The 19,927-nt window shown below is 40.8% G+C and carries 16 protein-coding genes; 2 read left to right on the top strand and 14 right to left on the bottom strand.

The window, feature by feature from the left end; all coding sequences use genetic code 11:
• Window positions 1-293: 293 nt before the first annotated feature.
• Genes PSM_RS17370 through PSM_RS17355 form a run of 4 tightly spaced genes read right to left on the bottom strand, consistent with a single transcriptional unit; the run spans window position 294 to window position 7,061 of the window.
• A complete protein-coding gene (locus PSM_RS17370) occupies window positions 294-1,319 on the bottom strand; it encodes a zinc-binding dehydrogenase (protein ID WP_013463184.1) in 1,026 nt (341 codons plus the stop codon).
• An 8-nt stretch (window positions 1,320-1,327) separates the two neighbouring features.
• The gene (locus PSM_RS17365) at window positions 1,328-2,740 is read right to left on the bottom strand and encodes a TolC family protein (protein WP_013463183.1); all 1,413 of its coding nucleotides are present in this window, start codon (window positions 2,738-2,740) and stop codon (window positions 1,328-1,330) included.
• The gene (locus PSM_RS17360) at window positions 2,733-5,882 is read right to left on the bottom strand and encodes an efflux RND transporter permease subunit (protein WP_013463182.1); all 3,150 of its coding nucleotides are present in this window, start codon (window positions 5,880-5,882) and stop codon (window positions 2,733-2,735) included. The genes PSM_RS17365 and PSM_RS17360 overlap by 8 nt, the downstream gene beginning before the upstream one ends.
• Window positions 5,883-5,891: 9 nt before the next feature.
• Entirely contained in the window at window positions 5,892-7,061 is a 1,170-nt protein-coding gene (locus tag PSM_RS17355; RefSeq protein WP_013463181.1) for an efflux RND transporter periplasmic adaptor subunit, read from the bottom strand.
• 118 nt (window positions 7,062-7,179) lie between these two features.
• Between PSM_RS17355 and PSM_RS17350 the strand changes: the two genes are divergently transcribed.
• Window positions 7,180-8,118, top strand: a complete 939-nt coding sequence (locus PSM_RS17350) for a LysR family transcriptional regulator (protein WP_013463180.1) — start codon at window positions 7,180-7,182, stop codon at window positions 8,116-8,118.
• Here the strand turns inward: PSM_RS17350 and PSM_RS17345 are convergent.
• Window positions 8,115-9,137 carry a GGDEF domain-containing protein gene (locus PSM_RS17345; RefSeq protein ID WP_147154726.1) on the bottom strand — a complete coding sequence of 341 codons (1,023 nt, stop codon included), beginning with the start codon at window positions 9,135-9,137 and terminating at the stop codon, window positions 8,115-8,117. The two genes, PSM_RS17350 and PSM_RS17345, sit on opposite strands and share 4 nt — an antisense overlap.
• A 111-nt stretch (window positions 9,138-9,248) precedes the next feature.
• Window positions 9,249-10,112 carry a DUF6279 family lipoprotein gene (locus PSM_RS17340; protein ID WP_013463178.1) on the bottom strand — a complete coding sequence of 288 codons (864 nt, stop codon included), beginning with the start codon at window positions 10,110-10,112 and terminating at the stop codon, window positions 9,249-9,251.
• Between the two features lie 316 nt (window positions 10,113-10,428).
• Here PSM_RS17340 and PSM_RS17335 point away from each other — a divergent pair, with 316 nt between their 5' ends.
• A complete protein-coding gene (locus PSM_RS17335; protein WP_013463177.1) occupies window positions 10,429-11,154 on the top strand; it encodes a tetratricopeptide repeat protein in 726 nt (241 codons plus the stop codon).
• Window positions 11,155-11,217: 63 nt separating this feature from the next.
• Here the strand turns inward: PSM_RS17335 and PSM_RS17330 are convergent, their stop codons facing one another.
• The 8 genes from PSM_RS17330 to PSM_RS17295 form a co-directional block, all read right to left on the bottom strand.
• Entirely contained in the window at window positions 11,218-12,636 is a 1,419-nt protein-coding gene (locus tag PSM_RS17330; protein WP_013463176.1) for a coniferyl aldehyde dehydrogenase, read from the bottom strand.
• Window positions 12,637-12,824: 188 nt separating this feature from the next.
• The gene (locus PSM_RS17325; RefSeq protein WP_013463175.1) at window positions 12,825-14,300 is read right to left on the bottom strand and encodes an SLC13 family permease; all 1,476 of its coding nucleotides are present in this window, start codon (window positions 14,298-14,300) and stop codon (window positions 12,825-12,827) included.
• 11 nt (window positions 14,301-14,311) lie between these two features.
• Window positions 14,312-15,268, bottom strand: a complete 957-nt coding sequence (locus PSM_RS17320) for a porin (protein ID WP_013463174.1) — start codon at window positions 15,266-15,268, stop codon at window positions 14,312-14,314.
• Between the two features lie 174 nt (window positions 15,269-15,442).
• Window positions 15,443-16,804 carry a sigma-54-dependent transcriptional regulator gene (locus tag PSM_RS17315; protein WP_013463173.1) on the bottom strand — a complete coding sequence of 454 codons (1,362 nt, stop codon included), beginning with the start codon at window positions 16,802-16,804 and terminating at the stop codon, window positions 15,443-15,445.
• Entirely contained in the window at window positions 16,797-18,527 is a 1,731-nt protein-coding gene (locus PSM_RS17310; RefSeq protein WP_013463172.1) for a sensor histidine kinase, read from the bottom strand. The genes PSM_RS17315 and PSM_RS17310 overlap by 8 nt, the downstream gene beginning before the upstream one ends.
• 171 nt (window positions 18,528-18,698) lie before the next feature.
• The gene (locus PSM_RS17305; protein ID WP_029609945.1) at window positions 18,699-18,962 is read right to left on the bottom strand and encodes a CBU_0592 family membrane protein; all 264 of its coding nucleotides are present in this window, start codon (window positions 18,960-18,962) and stop codon (window positions 18,699-18,701) included.
• A gap of 163 nt (window positions 18,963-19,125) precedes the next feature.
• On the bottom strand, window positions 19,126-19,377 hold the full coding sequence (locus tag PSM_RS17300) for a hypothetical protein (protein ID WP_013463170.1): 252 nt from the start codon (window positions 19,375-19,377) through the stop codon (window positions 19,126-19,128).
• 136 nt (window positions 19,378-19,513) lie between these two features.
• On the bottom strand, window positions 19,514-19,882 hold the full coding sequence (locus PSM_RS17295) for a response regulator (protein WP_008112370.1): 369 nt from the start codon (window positions 19,880-19,882) through the stop codon (window positions 19,514-19,516).
• Window positions 19,883-19,927 lie beyond the last annotated feature (45 nt).

Here is a 19,927-nt window from a genome sequence, read left to right as displayed (position 1 = left end):
AACGAACTCATCCGACCAGATAAATAATACCTACATTACGTCATAAAAATCGCTTTAGATCAATTACTCCATTCAATTAATTAACAGTTTTTGCAATTTATTTTCTTTACCTGAACGTAAACTGTTGAAATAAAAGGCTTACATCTGTACGCTGAATTGTTATTTTTTTTTGTTAAAAATTTAATAATTCTGGTTGTTGGCGCCGCAAATACGGATTTGGTAATAAAGTAGAAACAAAAAAACGCAGCCTAAAATTAGGCTGCGTTTTTTAAAAGCGAGAGATTAAATCGAGTCTAACTTATTTTAACTACCTGTTTGCCAGTAAAACCACCTGCTAACTGGTTATTTAGTGCAGCCGAAACAGCGTTTGCATTAAAATCAACAGCTAAAACTTCTGGGGGAGTTATCTCGCCATTTGCTACCGTTTCAAGCAACAAATTACCCATAAAACTCATCCGCTGCTGCGCACATAAGCTGTTAGCTAGCCACGCACCTCCTAAGGAGACAATACTAATATTAGGCGCACGCCGATACATTAGCTGCTGTTCGAAGTTAGGGAGTGGATTTAAACAAGCAATACGACCACAAAAACGCATTAGTTCGATATTTTGAATGGTCGATTCCCCACCCATAATATCAATAACAGCGTCAAACCCTTGTGGACCTAACTCTCGACGAATTTTGTCACATAAGGCTTTATCGTTGTAATCAAAGACCACATCGGCGCCGAGTTGCTTAACTAACTTATGATTGCGCTTAGAGGCGGTGGTAAATACATCTGCACCGCGCTGCTTGGCAAACTGAATAGCAAATTGCCCTACAGCGCCAGCACCACCTTCAACAAAAAGTGTATCGCCCTCAGTTACTGATAGTTTATCTAAGCTGATCAATGCCGCCATTCCGGCGCAGGGTAAAGTTGCAGCTTTGTCACTGGCTAATTGCTTGGGAATAATAGACACCGCATAATTAGGCACTTTTGCGTATTCGCTCAGTACCCCTTGCTCACCTACGCTGGCGTGCCACATAACACGCTCCCCTACCCCCGGGAAAATACCTTTACCCGCTTTAACCACTGTCCCCACTGCATCCAAGCCTAAAACATGCGGGTATTGCCACGTACAAAAGCCAGACTTGGCAAATTGTGCATCCACCGGGTTTAAACCAACGTACTCTACTTTTACTAATAGCTCATTACCTGTGCACTGAGGCACAGGTAACTGAGTATCCGATAAGTTAATATCCTCATTGGGCTCATTTAACACAATAGAGCGCATTAATGTAGGAATAGTATTTGGGTTTGTATCTGCAGTATTAGGCATCAAAAACTCTACTTGTTAGTATTACTTAACGCGTAACTCCATCGCCCATTAAATGACTGGTAGGCATTTACTTTAGCAAGTAGCGATGAAATAGTTGAATCAACGGCATTTTCTTGCGCTATTAAAACATCCTGACGCGCATCTAACAACTCTAAGTAAGGAATTTGCCCTTCTTCGTACATTGCTTGTGCTTGTAAAAATGCATTATTAGCAAATTGATAACGCTCATCAGCAAAGCGCGATTGCTGTGCTTGATTGACCAAGTATTGCAATGAAAGTTCACTCTCGTTAATCGCTTTTAATACCACTTGTTGGTAATCGGTATACGCCGCTTGGCTTAAAAACTGCTGCGCATCGCGTTGTGCTAAAAGCGCAGGGTAACTTAATAATGACCACTGCAATTGCGGCGCTACTTGCCATTGTTGCTGGGTATCACTAAAACCGTTGCTCCCTAAACTTAACACGCCTGCAAAGCCGCTTAAGCTAATATCCGGCAATAAAGCTTTGCTGGCTGCCACACTCAGGCTATTTGCTTGGCTAAAATCAAATAAAGCACGACTTATATCAGGCCTTAATGCTATTGCATCATTAGGTTTTGCCAATGACACCGCAAATGCCTTAGTTAATATAGTACGTTCATCATTAATGCTCAGTGATTGCGTAGTTTGCGCGCTTAATACGGCCAAAGTAGATAAGTCACGGTACTTCGCATATTCAATTGCTGGCACCAAGGCTTGCTGCTGCCTAAGTTGCGCCATAGTGCGGTTTAAGTCGAGCTCATTAGCCACACCTTCATCAACTTGGGCCTGTAGCACTTGAATGCTTTGTTCAAGCGCTTCTATTTGCATCTCAATAATTTGCTGCTTTTGCAGATTACCTTGATAACTCACAAAGCCTTTAACCACAGCCGACACCACTTCAATTTGCAATAACCTAACTTGCTCAGCTTGGCTCATTGCTTGTGAATTCGCGGCATCGACTAGCGCAGTAATTCGACCAAATAAGTCGAGCTGCCAATCAAGTGCTACATTCGCACTTGATTGTCTGCTATTGGTATCGCCTAGCCCGCTTCGCTTTGCACCAACCGCAACACCGTCTTGCGGTAAGTATTGCGCTTGTTGCTCGCCAATACGCGCCAAAGCACTTTTTAATACCAGCTGACTAGTTTGTAAGTCGTAATTATTAGCAAGTGCGTTGATCACCAGTTGGTTTAGCTGCGTTGAGCCCAGCTTGTGCCACCAGTTTTGCTCATCTTCACCCATAAACTGCTCTGCAGATATTGCCTTGGCAACAAACTCATTAATCTGTTGTTGATGAACGGCTGTGTCAATTTTACTCGCACAACCTGATAACACAGCAACCGCTAATGCAGAACTCAACCATGGCGATAATTTAAGAGCGCTTAAGTTAAATTTAGTCATGCGAAGGCTCCTCAACGCGCTGCTTTTTTACCACCAGCATATAAAACACCGGTGTAAATAATAGTCCAAACACAGTTACACCAATCATACCCGAGAACACCGCATTACCCATGGCATGACGCATTTCTGCCCCAGCACCGGTTGCCAATACAAGCGGTATAACACCTGCGGTAAACGCAATTGATGTCATTAAAATTGGGCGTAAACGTAATCGACACGCCGCTAACATCGCCTCAAGGTGTGATAACCCAGTGTCATGCTTATCTTTAGCAAATTCCACCATAAGGATGGCATTTTTAGAAGCCAATGCGACCAGTACAATCAACGCTATTTGGGTAAATATGTTGTTGTCTGAACCTACAAACCACACCCCTAATAACGCTGAGAAAATAGTCATAGGTACAATTAAAATAATGGCCAGTGGTAAACGTAAGCTTTCATACTGTGCAGCCAGTACCATAAACACCAGCAATACAACCAGAGGGAATACATACACCATGGTATTACCTGCTAATACTTGCTGGTACGTTACCTCAGTCCACTCATATTCAATGCCAGTAGGCAATGTTTTAGCTAGTACAGCTTCAATCGCCAATTGCGCTTGATCAGAACTATAACCAGGCGCTGGGCTGCCATTAAGCTCTGCACTAGGGTAGCCGTTGTAATGCATTACACGATCAGGACCAATAGTAGGCGTTACCGTTAATACTGAGCCTAGTGGCACCATATTATCGGCACGATTACGCACTTTTAGGTTTAGTATTTGCTCTGGGTCTACCCTAAAATCAGCATCAGCTTGGGCATTAACCTGGTAAGTACGGCCAAATAAATTAAAGTCGTTTACATACACTGAGCCTAAATAAATTTGCAACGAATTAAACACTTCATCTAATGGAATGCCTTGAATAAGCGCTTGCTCACGGTCAATATCAATATCCATTTGTGGTACTTGAATTCTAAAGCTTGAATACAGCCCCATCAACGCTGGATCTTTTTGCGCCGCAGCAATCACTGATTGCAAACTGTTAAATAAGGCTTCAAAGCCTTTGTTAGCTCTATCTTCTATTTGCAATTTAAAGCCACCTGTGGTACCAAGGCCTTGAATTGGCGGTGGCGGAAACACAGCGACAAAGGCTTCATCAATGGCCGCAAAACGTTGGTTTAGTTGCGCTGCAATAGCCGAAGCCGACATACTCGGATCAGTACGCTCTGCAAAAGGCGCCAGTGGCGTAAATACGATGCCGCTATTTGGGCTATTAGTAAAACCATTCACTGAAAGACCAGGAAACGCCACGGTGTTTGCAACCCCAGGGACCTCTAATGCAATTTGCTGCATTTGTTTTACCACCGCTTCTGTACGGTCTAAACTGGCAGCGTCAGGTAACTGCGCAATAGCGACTAAGTATTGCTTATCTTGTTGTGGAATAAACCCACCCGGTACTGCATCAAACAATTTAATCGTACCGCCAACTAAAGCAATATACGCAACCATAACCACAACACTCATACGAATAAGCTTTTGTACCAGCTTTTCATACCCTTTAGCACCACGGTCAAACACGCGGTTAAAAGGTTGAAATAACCAACGGCCAAATAATTTATTAAGCACGCGGGTAAACGCATCAGGCTCGGCATCATGTGATTTTAACAATAAAGCGGCCAGTGCTGGCGACAGCGTTAATGAGTTAAACGCCGAAATTACCGTTGAAATCGTAATGGTTAATGCAAATTGTTTATAAAACTGCCCTGAAAGCCCAGTAATAAAAGCCGTCGGAATAAATACCGCACATAATACTAATGCAATCGCAATAATAGGGCCGGTTACTTCCGTCATTGCCACGCGGGTGGCTTCAAGCGGTGATAAGCCATCTTCTATGTTTCGCTCAACATTTTCTACAACCACAATTGCGTCATCAACCACAATACCGATTGCCAGTACTAAACCAAATAGCGATAAGGTATTAATAGACACCCCAAGCCACTGCATTACTGCAAAGGTACCAATGAGTGAAATAGGCACCGCAATTAACGGAATAATAGACGCGCGCCAGGTTTGTAAAAATACGATAACCACAATCACCACCAGCACGATTGCTTCGAGTAAAGTGGCGATTACCGCATCAATTGAGCCACGAACAAATACCGTTGGATCATAAACAATGTCGTATTCAACACCTGCAGGAAAGTCTTTTGATAAACGTGCCATGGTTTCACGCACCTGATCAGAGAGCTCAATGGCATTTGACCCTGGACGTTGAAATATTGGCATCGCTAAAGCGGGTTGATTATCAAGCTCAGCACGCAATGCATAAGAATCTTGGCCTAAATCAACACGTGCCACGTCTGACAAACGCGTAAGCTGCCCTTGCTCCCCAACTTTAATAATGACTTGTTTAAACTCTTCAATGCTATTAAGGCGTCCTTTGACGTTTAATAGAATTTGGAACTGACTGTCATTTGAAATCGGTTGCGCACCTAAACTACCTGCTGCAACTTGCTGATTTTGCGAGCGTAGTGCATTGACCACGTCACTTGCAGTAAGCTCACGTGATGCTAGCGCATCGGGGTTAAGCCAAACTCGCATTGCATATTTACCGCCACCAAATAAACGAATATCACCCACACCAGGTAAACGCGCTATTTCATCTTTAATATTTAAATCGGCATAATTTGATAAATACGCGGTGTCATGGCTGTTTTGGGGTGAATATAAATGCACCACCATGGTTAAATCGGGTGATGATTTTTCAGCAACAACCCCTAAACGTTGCACTTCTTGTGGCAAACGCGGCAGCGCACTATTTACTCGGTTTTGCACTTGCACTTGGGCACGGTCTAAATCAGTGCCTAACGCAAATGTCACCGTGAGCGTCATACGTCCGTCACTGGTTGCTTGTGAAAACATATACAGCATGTTTTCGGTGCCATTTATTTCTTGCTCAAGCGGTGTTGCCACTGTTTGTGCAATAACCGTCGGGTTCGCACCTGGATAACTGGCAGTCACAACCACTGTCGGTGGTACGACTTCTGGGTATTCACTGACAGGCAGCTGAAATAATGAAATGCTACCTGCAATTAAAATAATCAACGACAGCATGGCCGCAAAAATCGGTCGCTGTATAAAAAAGTGTGAAAATTTCATCTAATAACCTTATTGCTTAGCAACTAAATCGGCAGGGTTAGCACTTAGCGTAAATGCCACGCCTTGGGTATTAATTGCCACTTTATTTGGTGATATCGGCATACCGGGTCCTACACGAGCAGGGCCGTTTACAGCAATAACATCGCCTTGCTCAAGTCCTGATGTGATGGCTCGCAACGGTCCATAGCGCTCACCTACAGTAACCAATTTATATTGCAGCACATTATTTTCGCCTACAGTTAACACAAAGCGATTTTTTAAATCTGTGCCTATGGCTCTGTCTGGAATAATGACAGTTTCACGCACTGCATTAGCAGCTAACTTAATGCGTGCAAATGAGCCTGAGCGCAGCTCATTACTGCGATCATCAAATACCGCACGAACGCGTAAAGTGCCTGTAGATGCGTTAATTTGATTATCTATAAAGTTAATATGGCCGCTATAGTTAAAATCGTCTTGCCCTACTTTTTGCATTACAACAGGCTGTTTGCTTGCAGCTGTTACTTCGTCAAATGCGCTATTCCAAGTACGTTCATCTACATCAAAGTAAGCGTACATTTTGTCATTAGAAACAATTGAAGTAAGCACGCTTTGCCCTGCAAGTACGTTGTTACCTTTGGTAATATTTGCGCGAGAAATCACGCCATCAATAGGAGAAACCACTGACGTAAACTCTAAATCGAGCTTTGCAGCTTTAAGCTGCGCTTGCAGTGCAGCAAGTTGTGCTTCACGCTGACGTAAAGTCGATGTACGCGCTTGTGCTTGCTCAGTCGAAATGGCTTTTCGCTCAGTTAAGCGTACAGCACGCGATGCTTCGCTTTTTGCTTGTTCAAGTGCTGCTTGAGCACTTTTTACCTGAGCGCTTAAACTGTCAACGGTTGCAGCGAATGAGCGATCGTCTAAACGAAATAATACATCGCCTTGTTTAACGCTATCCCCTTCTTTAAATTCAATTTGCTCAATAATGCCGGATACACGCGGCATTAATGCCACTTTTTGCGGTGACTCTAAGCGTGTTGTATAGGTATGCCAACTTTGAACTGGCTTAACCAAGACTTCGGCTACATCAATAGCTTGTTGTTGCTGTGCGGGGGCTGATTGCGCTGTACTTTCATCGGCACAACCGGCCAGTGTGATTAATGCAACAGATAGTGCTGTAGCAATTAAGTGTTTGTTCATAACGACGCTCCTTTTAATTTAGCATTGCATAATACGGAACATACTTGATGACAAAAACAATAGATTTTTAAATTCATTAGTGCCAAAATGGCATCAATACTCACTAAGTAATGAAATAATGGATACAACCAGTCGACTATTAATGCTGCTTGAAGTGGTAGAGCAAGGCTCATTTGCAAAAGCAGCCGAAATACGAAATATTGACCGCTCAGTGATCTCTAAGCAAATTAGTCGGTTAGAGGATGAACTTGGGGTAAGACTATTAAACAGAACAACCCGCTCATTCTCTCTTACAGCAGCGGGCGCTGAAATGATAAAAAAAGCGGGTGAGCTGCGAAGCCTGCTTGGCGAAACGGTGCGCATGGCAGAAAACTACCACCAAGAGCCTCGCGGCGTATTAAAAGTGACCGCATCGACTTTAATAGGTCGACGCTACTTACAGCCAGTGATCAACGATTTCCAAAAACGCTTTCCACAAGTGGAAGTAGAACTGCGTTTAGATGACCGACTGGTTGATATTGTATCTGAAGGATTTGATTTAGCGTTTAGAGTGGGTGAACCCAAAGACTCATCATTAATTGCTCGTAAAATTGCCCGTAATCGTTTGTTACTATTAGCCGCGCCAGCGTTTATAGAAACATACGGTATGCCAATAACAATCACTGATTTGGCACAATTGCCAGCGGCCAGTTATGCCAGCAACTCACTGCGGGTAGAAGGCATAAATTACTATAACCACACTGGCGAGCACTGCGAGCAAAAAATAAAAAGTGTGTTTAGAGCAAACGATGCAGAAGTATTACTGATGAAAACCCTCTCTGGCACCACCTACTTTTTAGCGCCGGCATTTATTTTAGATAAAGAAGTGATTGATGGGCAACTGGTGCCCTTACTTACCGATGTAAAATTAATGGAACACAGTGCAATGTATGCTGTATACCCACACCGAGATTTACCGGTAAGAACACGATTGTTTTTTGATGCCGTGCGTGAATACATTGGCAAAGAAAGACCGATTTGGGAGAACAGTATTCCTAATTTTGATCAAATGTATTAAGCCGCATTTGCACAGAGGTTAATATCAGAAAAAACCGCATTGCGCCCCGCATCTTTTGCCTTATAAAGTTGCTTATCTGCTTGCGCTATTAATTCAGCCAAATTTTGTTGTTGGTACTTAACAACGCCAACACTGGCTGTTAAATTTATGGTTATACCATTGGCTTCAATATATTTATTTGCAACGGCTTGTCTAAGATTTTCAGCCTTTGCCAGCGCGGATTGTGCACTATCAAAATTGCTCATTAAAGAAAATTCTTCACCCCCTACCCTAAACACATACCCTTTTGCAAAAGTAATCCTAAATAGAGTTGCCAACTCAACCAGCACTTTATCTCCTACATCATGGCCGTATTCATCATTTATTTGTTTAAAGTGGTCAAGATCAATTAAAAACAAGTACAGCTGTGACTTGTCTTTTATCTCCACTTCAAAATAATGACTCATAGATAAACGGTTTCCTGCCCCCGTGAGAGGATCAAGTAAGGCCAAGTTTTTAAGTCGCTTCGAAAATTCGGCCCTATTTCCTTCAAAAACATGAGAAATGACCCATATAATAATATAAATAAACAGTAAGTTGAGCGCTAGGTTAAAAGAGGAAAAATAAGGGCTTGGTAATTTATAAATCAACACTGATGATTGCATAACCAAAAGTGTGGCCGATAACACAATACCGTATTTTCGACCAAGAAGTAGATAATACAAAATGGGTAAAGAAAACGCCCACAAAAACAGACCATTTTTAAGTGGTGCCAAAAAGGTTCCACATAATATAACGAGCGTTACAGTCATACAAACCGTTATGGCATACCAGTTTCGTTGCTTGTTTTTAACCAATTGTATAAAAATATAAAAACAAAGTGCGGAAAAACACACCTCTAAGCCGCCTACAATATAAAAATGATTTTTTGATAGGTTAAACACAGCAAAAATAAATGACAGCAAACCAAAAAATAAACACATCCATTTTAAGACATGCTTACGTAATATTTTTGTACTGTTAAGAGCGGCTATATCCATAAAAAACTTAAATCAAAACTAATCGTTTATGTTAACCCTGAAATGCAATAATCACAATTTTATGCTTAACAACCCCCTTTAAAATAAGCAAAAAGGATTGGTTAAATGCAGCTATTCTGTAAGCAGTTCATTAACTGTGCCAACCAAGTCAGCAAATTCCTCATCAACATGTGCGATTTGTTTAGAGCTTAAGGTTTGATTTAATTTAACCAGCAACTGTGCGTATGCCCTTAAATTTTCCTCATTTCTCTCAATGAGTTCAGCACTCATAAACAGCTCTCGTTCTGTAATGATAGTGCGTAACTGATGCGCAAATTGGGCATCATCAAGGGTTTGCTGATTAAACAGTGCTTCAAGTGCACCTAACCGAGTTAGTTTATAGTCATACCATAAATTGCTGGTACTGATATATTCACTGTTGGCTTGTGACACTAGCGTTCGCTGCTCTGAGGTGAGCTTACCAAGCCATTGTTCGTAGTAGTCTAGTTGCTTGTCTAAACGAGACTGCTGATGCTCCTCTTTGGTTAATGAAGCGTGCTCTTTTATTTCATCATTAATTTGCTCACGAATGTTTTCTACCATTTCACTGCGTTGTGATGGAGTTAACGTTTTTGCCAGCTCAATTAAGGGATCACTCGCGTACAAAAGTAAATTACGCCAATGCTGCTTTACCTGTGTTATTTTTGCCATTAACTGCGCTGTATCGGCTTGTTTATCGAGCAACTGCCTTAAGTCGAGTAAATCGGCTTTATATTTTGGTAACTCAATCTCTCGATGCCAATCTCGGGTGTTATTAATAATCACTTTTAACTGCGTTGATTGGCTTTTGTTTAAGTCGACATAATCGTCTATCCAAAACGAAGACAGCCAACCAAGGTTGTTATAAGCAAAGGAAGTAGAACAACTGGCAATAAACAATAAACTGGTTATAAAAATAATTTTGCTTAGTTTTATATTTTTTAAATTATTTAACATTAACAGACCCCGTTTTATGATGCTTTGGTTGCCAAAAATCATCATAAGTAATTATGTAAGCTATTGCTCGCTTTTATTTTTTTCATTTTTCTATAGAATCGCAAGCTAACGCAATTTATATTATGACTATATGCTTAAGTTTAGAATTTTTGAGCTATAGTTAAAACTACTTGTTAATACGTTTGTATACCTAGGTTATAAACGTTGGCGTTATTAATTTAGCTCATAATTTTTTACCTATCCCTAATAGATTCACTAGGTAAGTTTTACTTTTATGGCGCTTACATAGAACGACAACTAATTTGGAGACATGCTTATGTCACAGTCTAATTTTAAAGCACTGCTACTGGCCGGTATTATGCTCGCTACCCCTCTTGCTCATGCTGGACTAGAAGAAGGGATCAGAGCTGCTAATGCGGGTGAATTTGAAGAAGCACTTAAAGAGTTTAATTATTTAGCTGACAAAGGCTATGCACCGGGTATTTACGAATTAGGTAAGCTATACGAAGGTGGCCATGGCGTTACCCGTGATTATTACAAAGCAGCTGAGCTGTACCAACAAGCCGTTAAAAAGAACCATGTAGATTCAATGTTTGCACTTGCGGTTTTATATGACGAAGGCAATGGCGTTAAATTAGACAAACAAATGGCCATAACCTTATTTGAAAAAGCAGCAAATAAGAACCTTCCCGCAGCACAGTATAACTTAGGTGTAATGTACGCAAATGGCGATGGTGTTAGCCAAGATTATAAAGCCGCCAGAACATGGTATGAAAAAGCCGCTGCTAATAATTACACATTGGCGCAGTTTAATTTAGCACTGATGTATTTTGAAGGCTTAGGAATGCCAAAAAATCTTGAAATGTCGTATGTGTGGAATACCATTGCCGAGTATAACGGCAACATGCAAGCCAGTCACAGCCGTAAACTTGATGAACGTACTATGCTTCCTAAAGAGGTAGCTGAGGCAAAAGAAAAAGCCGATGCAATTTATACCAAAATTTTAGCGGGAACGTATGCTGGCGAAGGACGCCTGTTTTAAGTTAGCTATTAAAAAAGCTGAATGAAGTGATTCATTCAGCTTTTTTGTTTTAAACGCTACAGGCTATTTTACATAAAGCCACTTTAGCACTTTGATCAGTAATTTATTTTGTTTAAGTAATAAACCAATGCGCGGGTTAACCGAGCCAGAGACTAAGGTATTTTTTGCATGGCTAAAGGTGAGAAAACCTTCTTTGCCGTGATAATGCCCCATCCCCGAATGCCCCACGCCACCAAACGGCACATCATCGGCAGCTACTTGTATTAATGTGTCGTTTACCGCAACTGTTCCGCTAAGTGTTTGCTTAATAATGTACTGTTGCGCCTGTTTATCTTGACCTAAAATGTAAAGGGCTAATGGGTGGTCGCGTAATCGAATATAATTAAGCACGTCCTCTAATTTGTCGTAACTCATAATGGGTAAAATGGGACCAAATAGCTCTTCTTGCATTAATGTCATCTCATCTGTTACGTGCGTAACAATATGCAGACCCATACGATGCTTTTCGCCATCTTGCTGGTTTTGTTCAAGCGGTTTAGTAATTTTAGCGCCTTGCTCTTGTGCTTGCTCTAAATAACCTAGCAAACGTTGATAATGTGCAGGGCTTATAATCGAGGTCAGGTTTTTACCTTCAACACCTTGCTTAAAGTGTTTTTTATAAAGGGTACAAAGCGCTTTAATGAATTGATGCTCCAATGCTTTAGGAACAAACACGTAGTCAGGCGCTACACATATTTGCCCTGCATTGGCCATTTTTCCAAATAATAATGCACGCGCGGCTTTATTTACATCGGCTTTTTCTAACACAATGACGGGCGATTTTCCGCCGAGCTCTAATGTTACCGGCGTTAGATTTTTACTGGCCGCGGCCATAACTAACTTGCCAACAGCCGTCGAGCCTGTAAACAGTAAATGCGCAAACGGCAATGATGAAAACTCACTTGCCACGTCGCTACCACCTTGAATAATTGTGCAGTGTTGGCTTAATTCACCTGCAAATATTTTTTCAATATCGGCATTGGTGTTAGGCGTAAATTCACTGAGCTTTAACATCACCCTGTTACCCGCTGCAATCGCAGTAATAACAGGTACCAATGCTAGTTGAATGGGATAGTTCCATGGTGCAATCACACCCACCACACCAATAGGCTGATAGGTGACACTTACTTTTGAGGGCCATAAGCTTAACCCCGCGCTGCGCTGACTAGGCTTAGACCAGCGAGGTAGCTTTTTAATAATATGCGCAAGTCCCTGCATGGTGGGCAAAATATCCCCCACTAAGGTATCGAACGCCGTTCGGTATCCAAAATCTTTAGATACTGCAGCAATCAAGTCTTGCTCTAACGTTACAATGTTAGCGCGTAATTTTTTGAGTAAAGCAAGACGTTGCTCAATGGGTAAATAAGGGGTGTCTTCAAAAGCATGCTTTAGTTCATTAAATTGCGAACGCAAAGACCCTGTAGATAATGTGTCAGTGTTCAAAATAGGCTACCCGATTTATAACGTTTTCAAGACTATAACCTTGTTCTGTTACTCGAGCAATAAAGAGTGATTTTGCAACACGAGGTAAAGGATTGCAAAAACACTCAACAGGTTGGTTGGAACGCATACCGATGCACTGCTTTTGTGTGCATCGGTTATCTGTTTTGTTAGTTGATTAAAGTGGGTTATTAAAAACCAAAAACTTGGGCTGCTATGGTCATTGTTACTAAGGTAATTAAAACAATAGCGACAATATTTAACACAAAGCCAGCACGGATCATGTCTTTCATTTTAATTTCACCCGAGCCAAACACAATCGCATTGGGTGGTGTGGCTACTGGCATCATAAACGCACAACTACACGCAATCGCAGCTGGAATAACCCACACTAACGGACTGCCTGTTACTGACTCAGCAACGGGGCCTAGCAGTGGTAAAAAGCCTGCTGCTGTTGCCGTATTACTGGTTATTTCGGTTAAGAACGTAATCAGCGCAACCACAACAAGAATGCTCATTACTAATGGAATAGTACTCGCCCCTTCAATCATATTGGCAATGTAGTCAGCTAATCCTGATGACTTTATTTGCGAGGCAAGTGTTAATCCGCCACCAAATAAAAGCAACACACCCCACGGCACTTTAGCGGCACTTTCCCAATCTAAAATACGCGCATCGCTGCCTTTATTTGCCGGTAGTACAAACAGTAATAATGCAGCGGCAATAGCAATACCGGTATCTGAAATTTTAAGCCCAGTAACATCGCCTAATAAAGGTCTAAATATCCAACAAATAGCGGCAAGCACAAATACAAACAACACGCCCTTTTCAGCACGTTGCATTAGACCTAAGTCTTTTAATTGTGAAGAGAATACCGCTTTGGTATCAATACGCTTGTTCGCTTGTACATTCGCATCGACTTTATAAGTGAATTTAGTTAACCAAATCCAGCTGATCAGCAACATACCGAGCGCTAATGGCACACCAACAATCATCCACTCGGCAAAGCCAATTTCAATCTGATAACTGTCTGATAGGTACGCAGCCATTAATGCATTTGGTGGAGTACCGATTAAAGTAGCAATACCACCAATACTTGCGCCATAAGCAATCGACAGTAAAAGGGCTTTACCAAAACCTTCATTACTAGGATCTGAGCTTTTAACTAAATGGGTAATAGATAAAGCGATAGGAAGCATCATTACTGCGGTAGCGGTATTAGACATCCACATTGATAAAAATGCAGTCACTAACATCATCGCTAAAATTTGTAAGCTTGGTTTTTTACCTGCATAAAGCATTGTTTTTAGTGCAATACGCTTGTGTAATCCCCAACGCTCCATCGCTATTGAGATTAAAAAGCCACCTAAAAATAAAAAGATCAGCGGATGCGCATAAGGCGCTGCAACACTTTTTATCGCGGCTATATCAACAATCGGCGAAATCACTAAAGGGAGTAACGCAGTAGCAGGAATAGGCACTACCTCACTCACCCACCACGAGGCCATCCAAAATGCTAAGCCTGCGGTTTTAAACGCTGCCGCCGACATACCTACTGGCGGCTCAACTAAGCAAGTAAGTAGCATGACACATGGGCCAAGTAACAAAAACAGCCATTGCATAAATGGCTTTTTATTCGCGTTATTTTCTAAAATACGTTTTGTCATTTGTTCAGCCCTTAAAATTTATATTTAAGACCAAGTGCAACACTGCTATCAGCATTTTCTTCTAGGTCGAGGTCAGTGTATAAAAGGTAAGCTGTGGTTTGCTTGTCAAATACATAATCTACACCCGTGGTCCACTGGGTAGCGTCTGATGTTTGACGTAGTTTTGAATCATCTTTTGCAAATTGTACTTTAGGTACCCATTTGTCTAACTTATAGCTTGCGCTTAGTACATAACCGTTGCCAGACTTAGCGCCGTCAATCGATTCTGAATGCTGGTACAATGCCCCTAATTGTAATTTTTCAAACTTATACACACCCGCAATACGGCTTGCTTTAATGTTATTAAGCGAATCAACATGGCTGATTGAAATAGAGTAAGGTGTTTTATTTAAATTACGATCACCATAAATAAGGGTTGCCGCAAATCCTGCTTCGTTATCTTTGTTGTCATCTTTTGGCGCATAGGTAAATGAAAACTGTGCATTGTGCCAGTACTTAGAGGTATAGGTAATGGTATCGCCTAAGCGATCTTGTCCTGCAATAACTTGTGAAATATCTGCTTGGGTTTCGTTAAAGTTATCAAGCTTGCCTTCAGAGTATTTAAAACGCGTGTCGTTTCGCCCTACGACCACTTCACCAAAAGCACCTTTTAGACCAAGGTAAGTATTGCGTGCTGCAAAAGGCTCATTGGTGTCGTCGTGTTCAAAACCTTTTACTTGAACTTCGTATTTAAATACCGCGGTAAAATACTCATTTAATTTATGGTTACCTTTAATGCCAATACGCGAAAAAGGGGCATCTATTTGCGTGCCTTCGTCAGCGTAACGCATTATGCCTGTATCGGTGTTAGCAATTTGTACTTCGGCTTTACCATACACTGTGTAGTCTGCAGCAAAAGTGGTTGCAGGTAACGTGGCAGCACTGCATAACGCAGCAAGTACTGAACCTTGGAATATATTGTTTTTCATTATGTGTCCTAATTATGTGATGCTACTTGTTGTCTGCACCTACAAAGCAAGAACATGACCAACTAAAAAATAACAATAATTTTCAGTGATTTAAAAAATAAAGGTTTAAAAACAAACACTGAAATGTGCGGGTTTCCACACATAAAAAACACTCAATATCACCATTTCCACCCATTAATCGGTGAACATATCTCGATTAAGGTTATATTTACTCATTTTATCGTAGAGGGTTTTACGCGCAATTTGTAAGGTTGTCATGGTGTCTTTAATGCTGCCATGGTTAAGCTCTAGCGCCTCTTCAATTAAGGATTGCTCATAAAAGCTGACCTTTTCGGCTAGGCTCAAATCTAATGATAGCGTGCTGTTGCTTGAGTCACTTTGTGCAAATGCCAGATCGGGGCCTAGCAATACCACGCGCTCGGCTTGATTTCTCAATTCCCGCACATTGCCAGGCCAATCATGCGCTAGTAAACGTTGTTGTAGTTCTATATTGAGCGCCCCTAACGGTTTATGAAAGCGGGTCGCAGCTATAGAGCTAAAATGTTTAAACAACAGTGGAATATCTGCTTTTCTGTCTCTTAATGCAGGGATGCTGACTTTTACTAAACTAAGTCGGTAATATAAGTCGGCTCTAAACTCACCTTTTTCTACCAGCGAAAGTAAATCGACTTTGGTGGCTGCGACAATACGAATATCAAGCTCGATGGCTTTATTAGCACCAACGGGGGTTACTTTTCGCTCTTCAAGCACCCGTAGTAATTTAACTTGAAGCGATAAAGGAGTGCTTTCAATTTCATCTAAAAAAACGGTGCCGCCTTGTGCAAACTCAAATTTACCTTTGCGATCGTGTGTTGCGCCAGTAAAGGCTCCGCTGATAGCCCCAAACAGTTCGCTTTCTATTAATTGCTCTGGGACTGCCCCACAGTTAATAGCCACAAACTGACAGCTTGAACGGTTACTATGGTCGTGTAAATAACGGGCAACCAATTCTTTACCTGTGCCAGTTTCACCTTCAATCAGCACATCAGCTGGTGTATCAATCACCGTGTTGAGTAGGTTCATCATATGCTGCATTTTAAGCGTATCACCTAAAATACGTACACCGGGCGCCGACGTTTTCTCAACCGCGCGCTTCAGCGCTCTGTTTTCCATTACTAAAGCACGTTTATCTGAGGCTCTGGCAATACAATCTAATAAATTTTCGTTCAGTGGTTTTTCAAATAAATCATACGCGCCTAGTTGCATCGCTTTTACCGCAACAGAAACATCAGCATAACCGGTTAAAAATATCACGGGTAGTTCGCTATCAAATGCTTTTACCTGATCAATAAAGGTTAAACCATCCATAGTGGGCATGTTTATATCACTGAGTACAATGCCACAAAAACTACGATTTAAGCGACTTAAGGCAACACTTGCATCACTGAAACACTGTACCTCATACCCCTCGAGCGTTAATAGCTGATTCAATGAATCGCGGATCATCGCTTCATCATCAATAACAATAATCTGTTTGCAAACAACGGCTTCAATCATTTTTAGTGGCCTCTATGCTTGATAAACTAATAATAAATTGCGCACCGCCTTCAGGGCGGTTATGTGCAGTTAAGTAACCATTAAATGATTCAATAATTTGCTTTGAAATCGATAAGCCCAGCCCTAAACCGTTACTTGATTTGGTGCTATAAAAAGGTTCAAAAATAGACCCCAACACGTGATGCTCAATACCAGAGCCACTATCTAATATAGAAAGCTTAACGCGCTCTTCAAAGCATTCAACATCAAAACTGAGCTCTCTAACTGGCTCACCTTTCATTGCCTGTGATGCATTGGTGATCACATTAACCAATACTTGTTCAAACTTTAACGCATCGACCCACACAGTGATCTCTTGCGAAAACTGCGGTGCACTTACGTTAACATCGTCTTGTTTAAGTTGCGGATGGGTGATCATCAACGCATTGTTTAATAACGCCGACAGTGGATGAGGCCGAAGTTGCATGGTCGCCGGTTTACTAAAGTGTTTAAGCTGCGCCACTATTTTATGCACCCGCTCTACTAAATTCTCGATAATGATTAAGTTTTCATTTAATGCGTTGAGCTTTCCCTTTTTTAGGAAAATTTTAGCACTGGCTAAATAGGTGTTCATTGCGCTGAGCGGTTGATTAATTTCGTGATTAATGCCCGCACTCAATTGCCCTATGGTGGCTAACTTTGCCGACTGTACTAATGCGGTTTGGGCTTTTTCGAGTGCTTGAGTACGCTCTAGTACTTCGAGCTCTAAACTGTGACGCGAATACAGTAATTTTTTATACCCGGCAAAGCGTGCCAATAAGCTATATCCAACAAAAATAAACACCCAATAAAATAACACTAGCCATAGTAATCTAGGCACCTGTAAGGCGTTAATGTTTGAAATATCAACAAGCACTGTCATGGTTGCATTCAGATGCGTTAAGGGTCTTGAGGCGGCAACGTATTCATCTTTAGCAATTTTAAATTGCTCAATGCCTTGGCTTTTGTAGCGCTGTTGTTTAATTTGTAACGGTTGATGATCTAAGTAAGCACGGCGCTGTTTAATATCACGACGCGCGGTAATATCAAGCTCTGTAAAACTATTTAAACGCCATGCGGGTTCATCCGACATGGCAATAATATTATCGGCAAGTTGCAAATAAAAATGGCTTCCTTTTGAGGTATTTAAAAGCGAACGATCGTTTTCAAATTTAGCGACATTAATTTTAAGCGCCACCACGCCAATGGCTTTTCCATCTAGGTAAATAGCTTGAGAAAAATAAATTCCGCGCTCTTTTGAGCGCTGACCAAGTGCAAAGTATGCGACCTTTTCACCGGCAAACGCTTGTTTAAAATAAGGTCTAAATGCAAAGTTACTACCTAAAAATGTATAGTCGGTTTGCCAGTTACTACTGGCAATAACATCGCCATGAGTATCTAGTATGTATACATCTGAGGCACCACTGGCTTGTTGAATATCAGCAAGGTAATTGTTAATTGCATTAAAGTGTTGTGATTCATTATTAGTAAAACGAATCAATACGTTATTTTCAGTTAGCAGCTGAGGGATAGCCGCAAATCGAGCGAGTTCGTTATCGATATAATTATTTAATTGGATGACTTGTTGATCAGCTTGAATTTTGGCTTGCCCTAAATCATAAGCACGACCAAACGAAAAGGTGACCACCAATAATAGTACTAACAATATACAGGCAAAAATAATTTTTTTGGGGATGGAGAACATAAACGCCTATGACAACTATGATGCCAATAATAAGTAATAGCCAATATTGTAACGAGTTATCCCCCTTTGCAGAAGAAACTTTTTGTTAACAATTGTACTGAAACTAAAAAACCGTGAAATATTACATTCCACGGTTTAATCACCTTTTAAGGTGTGCTGTTTTAGCTTAATTTACGCTTTTACAACGACAGGTTTGTCTTTAAAGTATTTGTATAAGCCAATTAATGAGGCTGCAATCCAGAATATTTCAATCACAAAGCTTGCTAAGTTAAAGTTATAACAAAGGCTAATAAGTAACAAAATAGCGCCACTTAAATTCATTAAGTTATACGTTAAACTTTTAGGTGAAACTTTATTTAGTTGCAGCAAAAAAAATGAACCAACCACTAAAAAAGTGCCACTCATACCAACAATATCAAATAAAAGTGCGATCACACGTCTATCCTTTTCCATTTTAAAACCCAACTGACTGGCCCAATCCATGGGGAGGGTTTTTTTCAATCATTGAAACAGCAAAACCAGCGAAGTTTACCAGTGAAATAAAAGCAAACAAGGGCTTATGTCCGCCCCTCACTACTTTAGACTATAAACAAAACGTTTATTTAAACGTGACTTTGCCACCAATCATTTTATAGGCTGGGGTTCCTCTTATAATTGTAGGGCGGGCAAAAGGTCGTTCACAGCCTGGGCATACACATTCAGTATGGGTGTGATCTTGGGTTATTCTTTCTATAAAACATTTTACTAAAGCACCTTTGCCACCTTTACGGTATTTGAATAACGGTGCCTTACACGCAGAACAAAATATATCGACCGTTTTTGTAGGCCCTTTTTTATTGGGCTTAGCCATACTTCCTCAATAATTACTTTACGATTAGTTAATAGCATAATGCTATCACATCAGCGGTAGAAAATAATGAATGGCTGTTGCGCTAATATATTTTTTAAACAGTCGGTAGATAACTCTACTTTATAAACGATTCGCTTTAGGCTTTTATCGATAAACGGGTTAATTGAGCTGATAACACATTCATATTAAAAGGCTTTACGATAAACCCTGACACTTTAGCATTAATCGCTTTTTTGACAGTCGAAGAACTATCTTCACAGGTCACCATAAGTACAGGAAGGTTTTTCAGCTCGGCATCTTTTCTAATATTATCAAGTAAAGTAATGCCATCCATTTTAGGCATATGAAGATCTGTTATAACCAAATCAAACATTTGATTTTGCAGTATGTTTAATGCTTGAAGCCCATCTGTGGCTTCAACAATATCTTTATAATCTAACTGCCTTAACATATTAATTAATACATGACGCATTAACGGCATATCATCAACAACAAGTATTTTCATGCGTATGTTTTACCAAAATAGCTGCGAGCAAATTTTCATTAAAAC

It is taken from the genome of Pseudoalteromonas sp. SM9913 (genome assembly GCF_000184065.1).
GTDB classification, from domain to species: domain Bacteria; phylum Pseudomonadota; class Gammaproteobacteria; order Enterobacterales; family Alteromonadaceae; genus Pseudoalteromonas; species Pseudoalteromonas tetraodonis.
The sequence above is the reverse complement of the archived record's forward strand: the minus strand, read 5'-3'. Positions and strand labels throughout refer to the sequence as shown.

Coding starts and splice junctions, on each gene's coding strand:
- PSM_RS17370 (WP_013463184.1), bottom strand. CDS start 1,319: ATGCCTAATACTGCAGATACAAACCCAAATACTATTCCTACATTAATG.
- PSM_RS17365 (WP_013463183.1), bottom strand. CDS start 2,740: ATGACTAAATTTAACTTAAGCGCTCTTAAATTATCGCCATGGTTGAGT.
- PSM_RS17360 (WP_013463182.1), bottom strand. CDS start 5,882: ATGAAATTTTCACACTTTTTTATACAGCGACCGATTTTTGCGGCCATG.
- PSM_RS17355 (WP_013463181.1), bottom strand. CDS start 7,061: ATGAACAAACACTTAATTGCTACAGCACTATCTGTTGCATTAATCACA.
- PSM_RS17350 (WP_013463180.1), top strand. CDS start 7,180: ATGGATACAACCAGTCGACTATTAATGCTGCTTGAAGTGGTAGAGCAA.
- PSM_RS17345 (WP_147154726.1), bottom strand. CDS start 9,137: ATGGATATAGCCGCTCTTAACAGTACAAAAATATTACGTAAGCATGTC.
- PSM_RS17340 (WP_013463178.1), bottom strand. CDS start 10,112: ATGTTAAATAATTTAAAAAATATAAAACTAAGCAAAATTATTTTTATA.
- PSM_RS17335 (WP_013463177.1), top strand. CDS start 10,429: ATGTCACAGTCTAATTTTAAAGCACTGCTACTGGCCGGTATTATGCTC.
- PSM_RS17325 (WP_013463175.1), bottom strand. CDS start 14,300: ATGACAAAACGTATTTTAGAAAATAACGCGAATAAAAAGCCATTTATG.
- PSM_RS17320 (WP_013463174.1), bottom strand. CDS start 15,268: ATGAAAAACAATATATTCCAAGGTTCAGTACTTGCTGCGTTATGCAGT.
- PSM_RS17315 (WP_013463173.1), bottom strand. CDS start 16,804: ATGATTGAAGCCGTTGTTTGCAAACAGATTATTGTTATTGATGATGAA.
- PSM_RS17310 (WP_013463172.1), bottom strand. CDS start 18,527: ATGTTCTCCATCCCCAAAAAAATTATTTTTGCCTGTATATTGTTAGTA.
- PSM_RS17300 (WP_013463170.1), bottom strand. CDS start 19,377: ATGGCTAAGCCCAATAAAAAAGGGCCTACAAAAACGGTCGATATATTT.
- PSM_RS17295 (WP_008112370.1), bottom strand. CDS start 19,882: ATGAAAATACTTGTTGTTGATGATATGCCGTTAATGCGTCATGTATTA.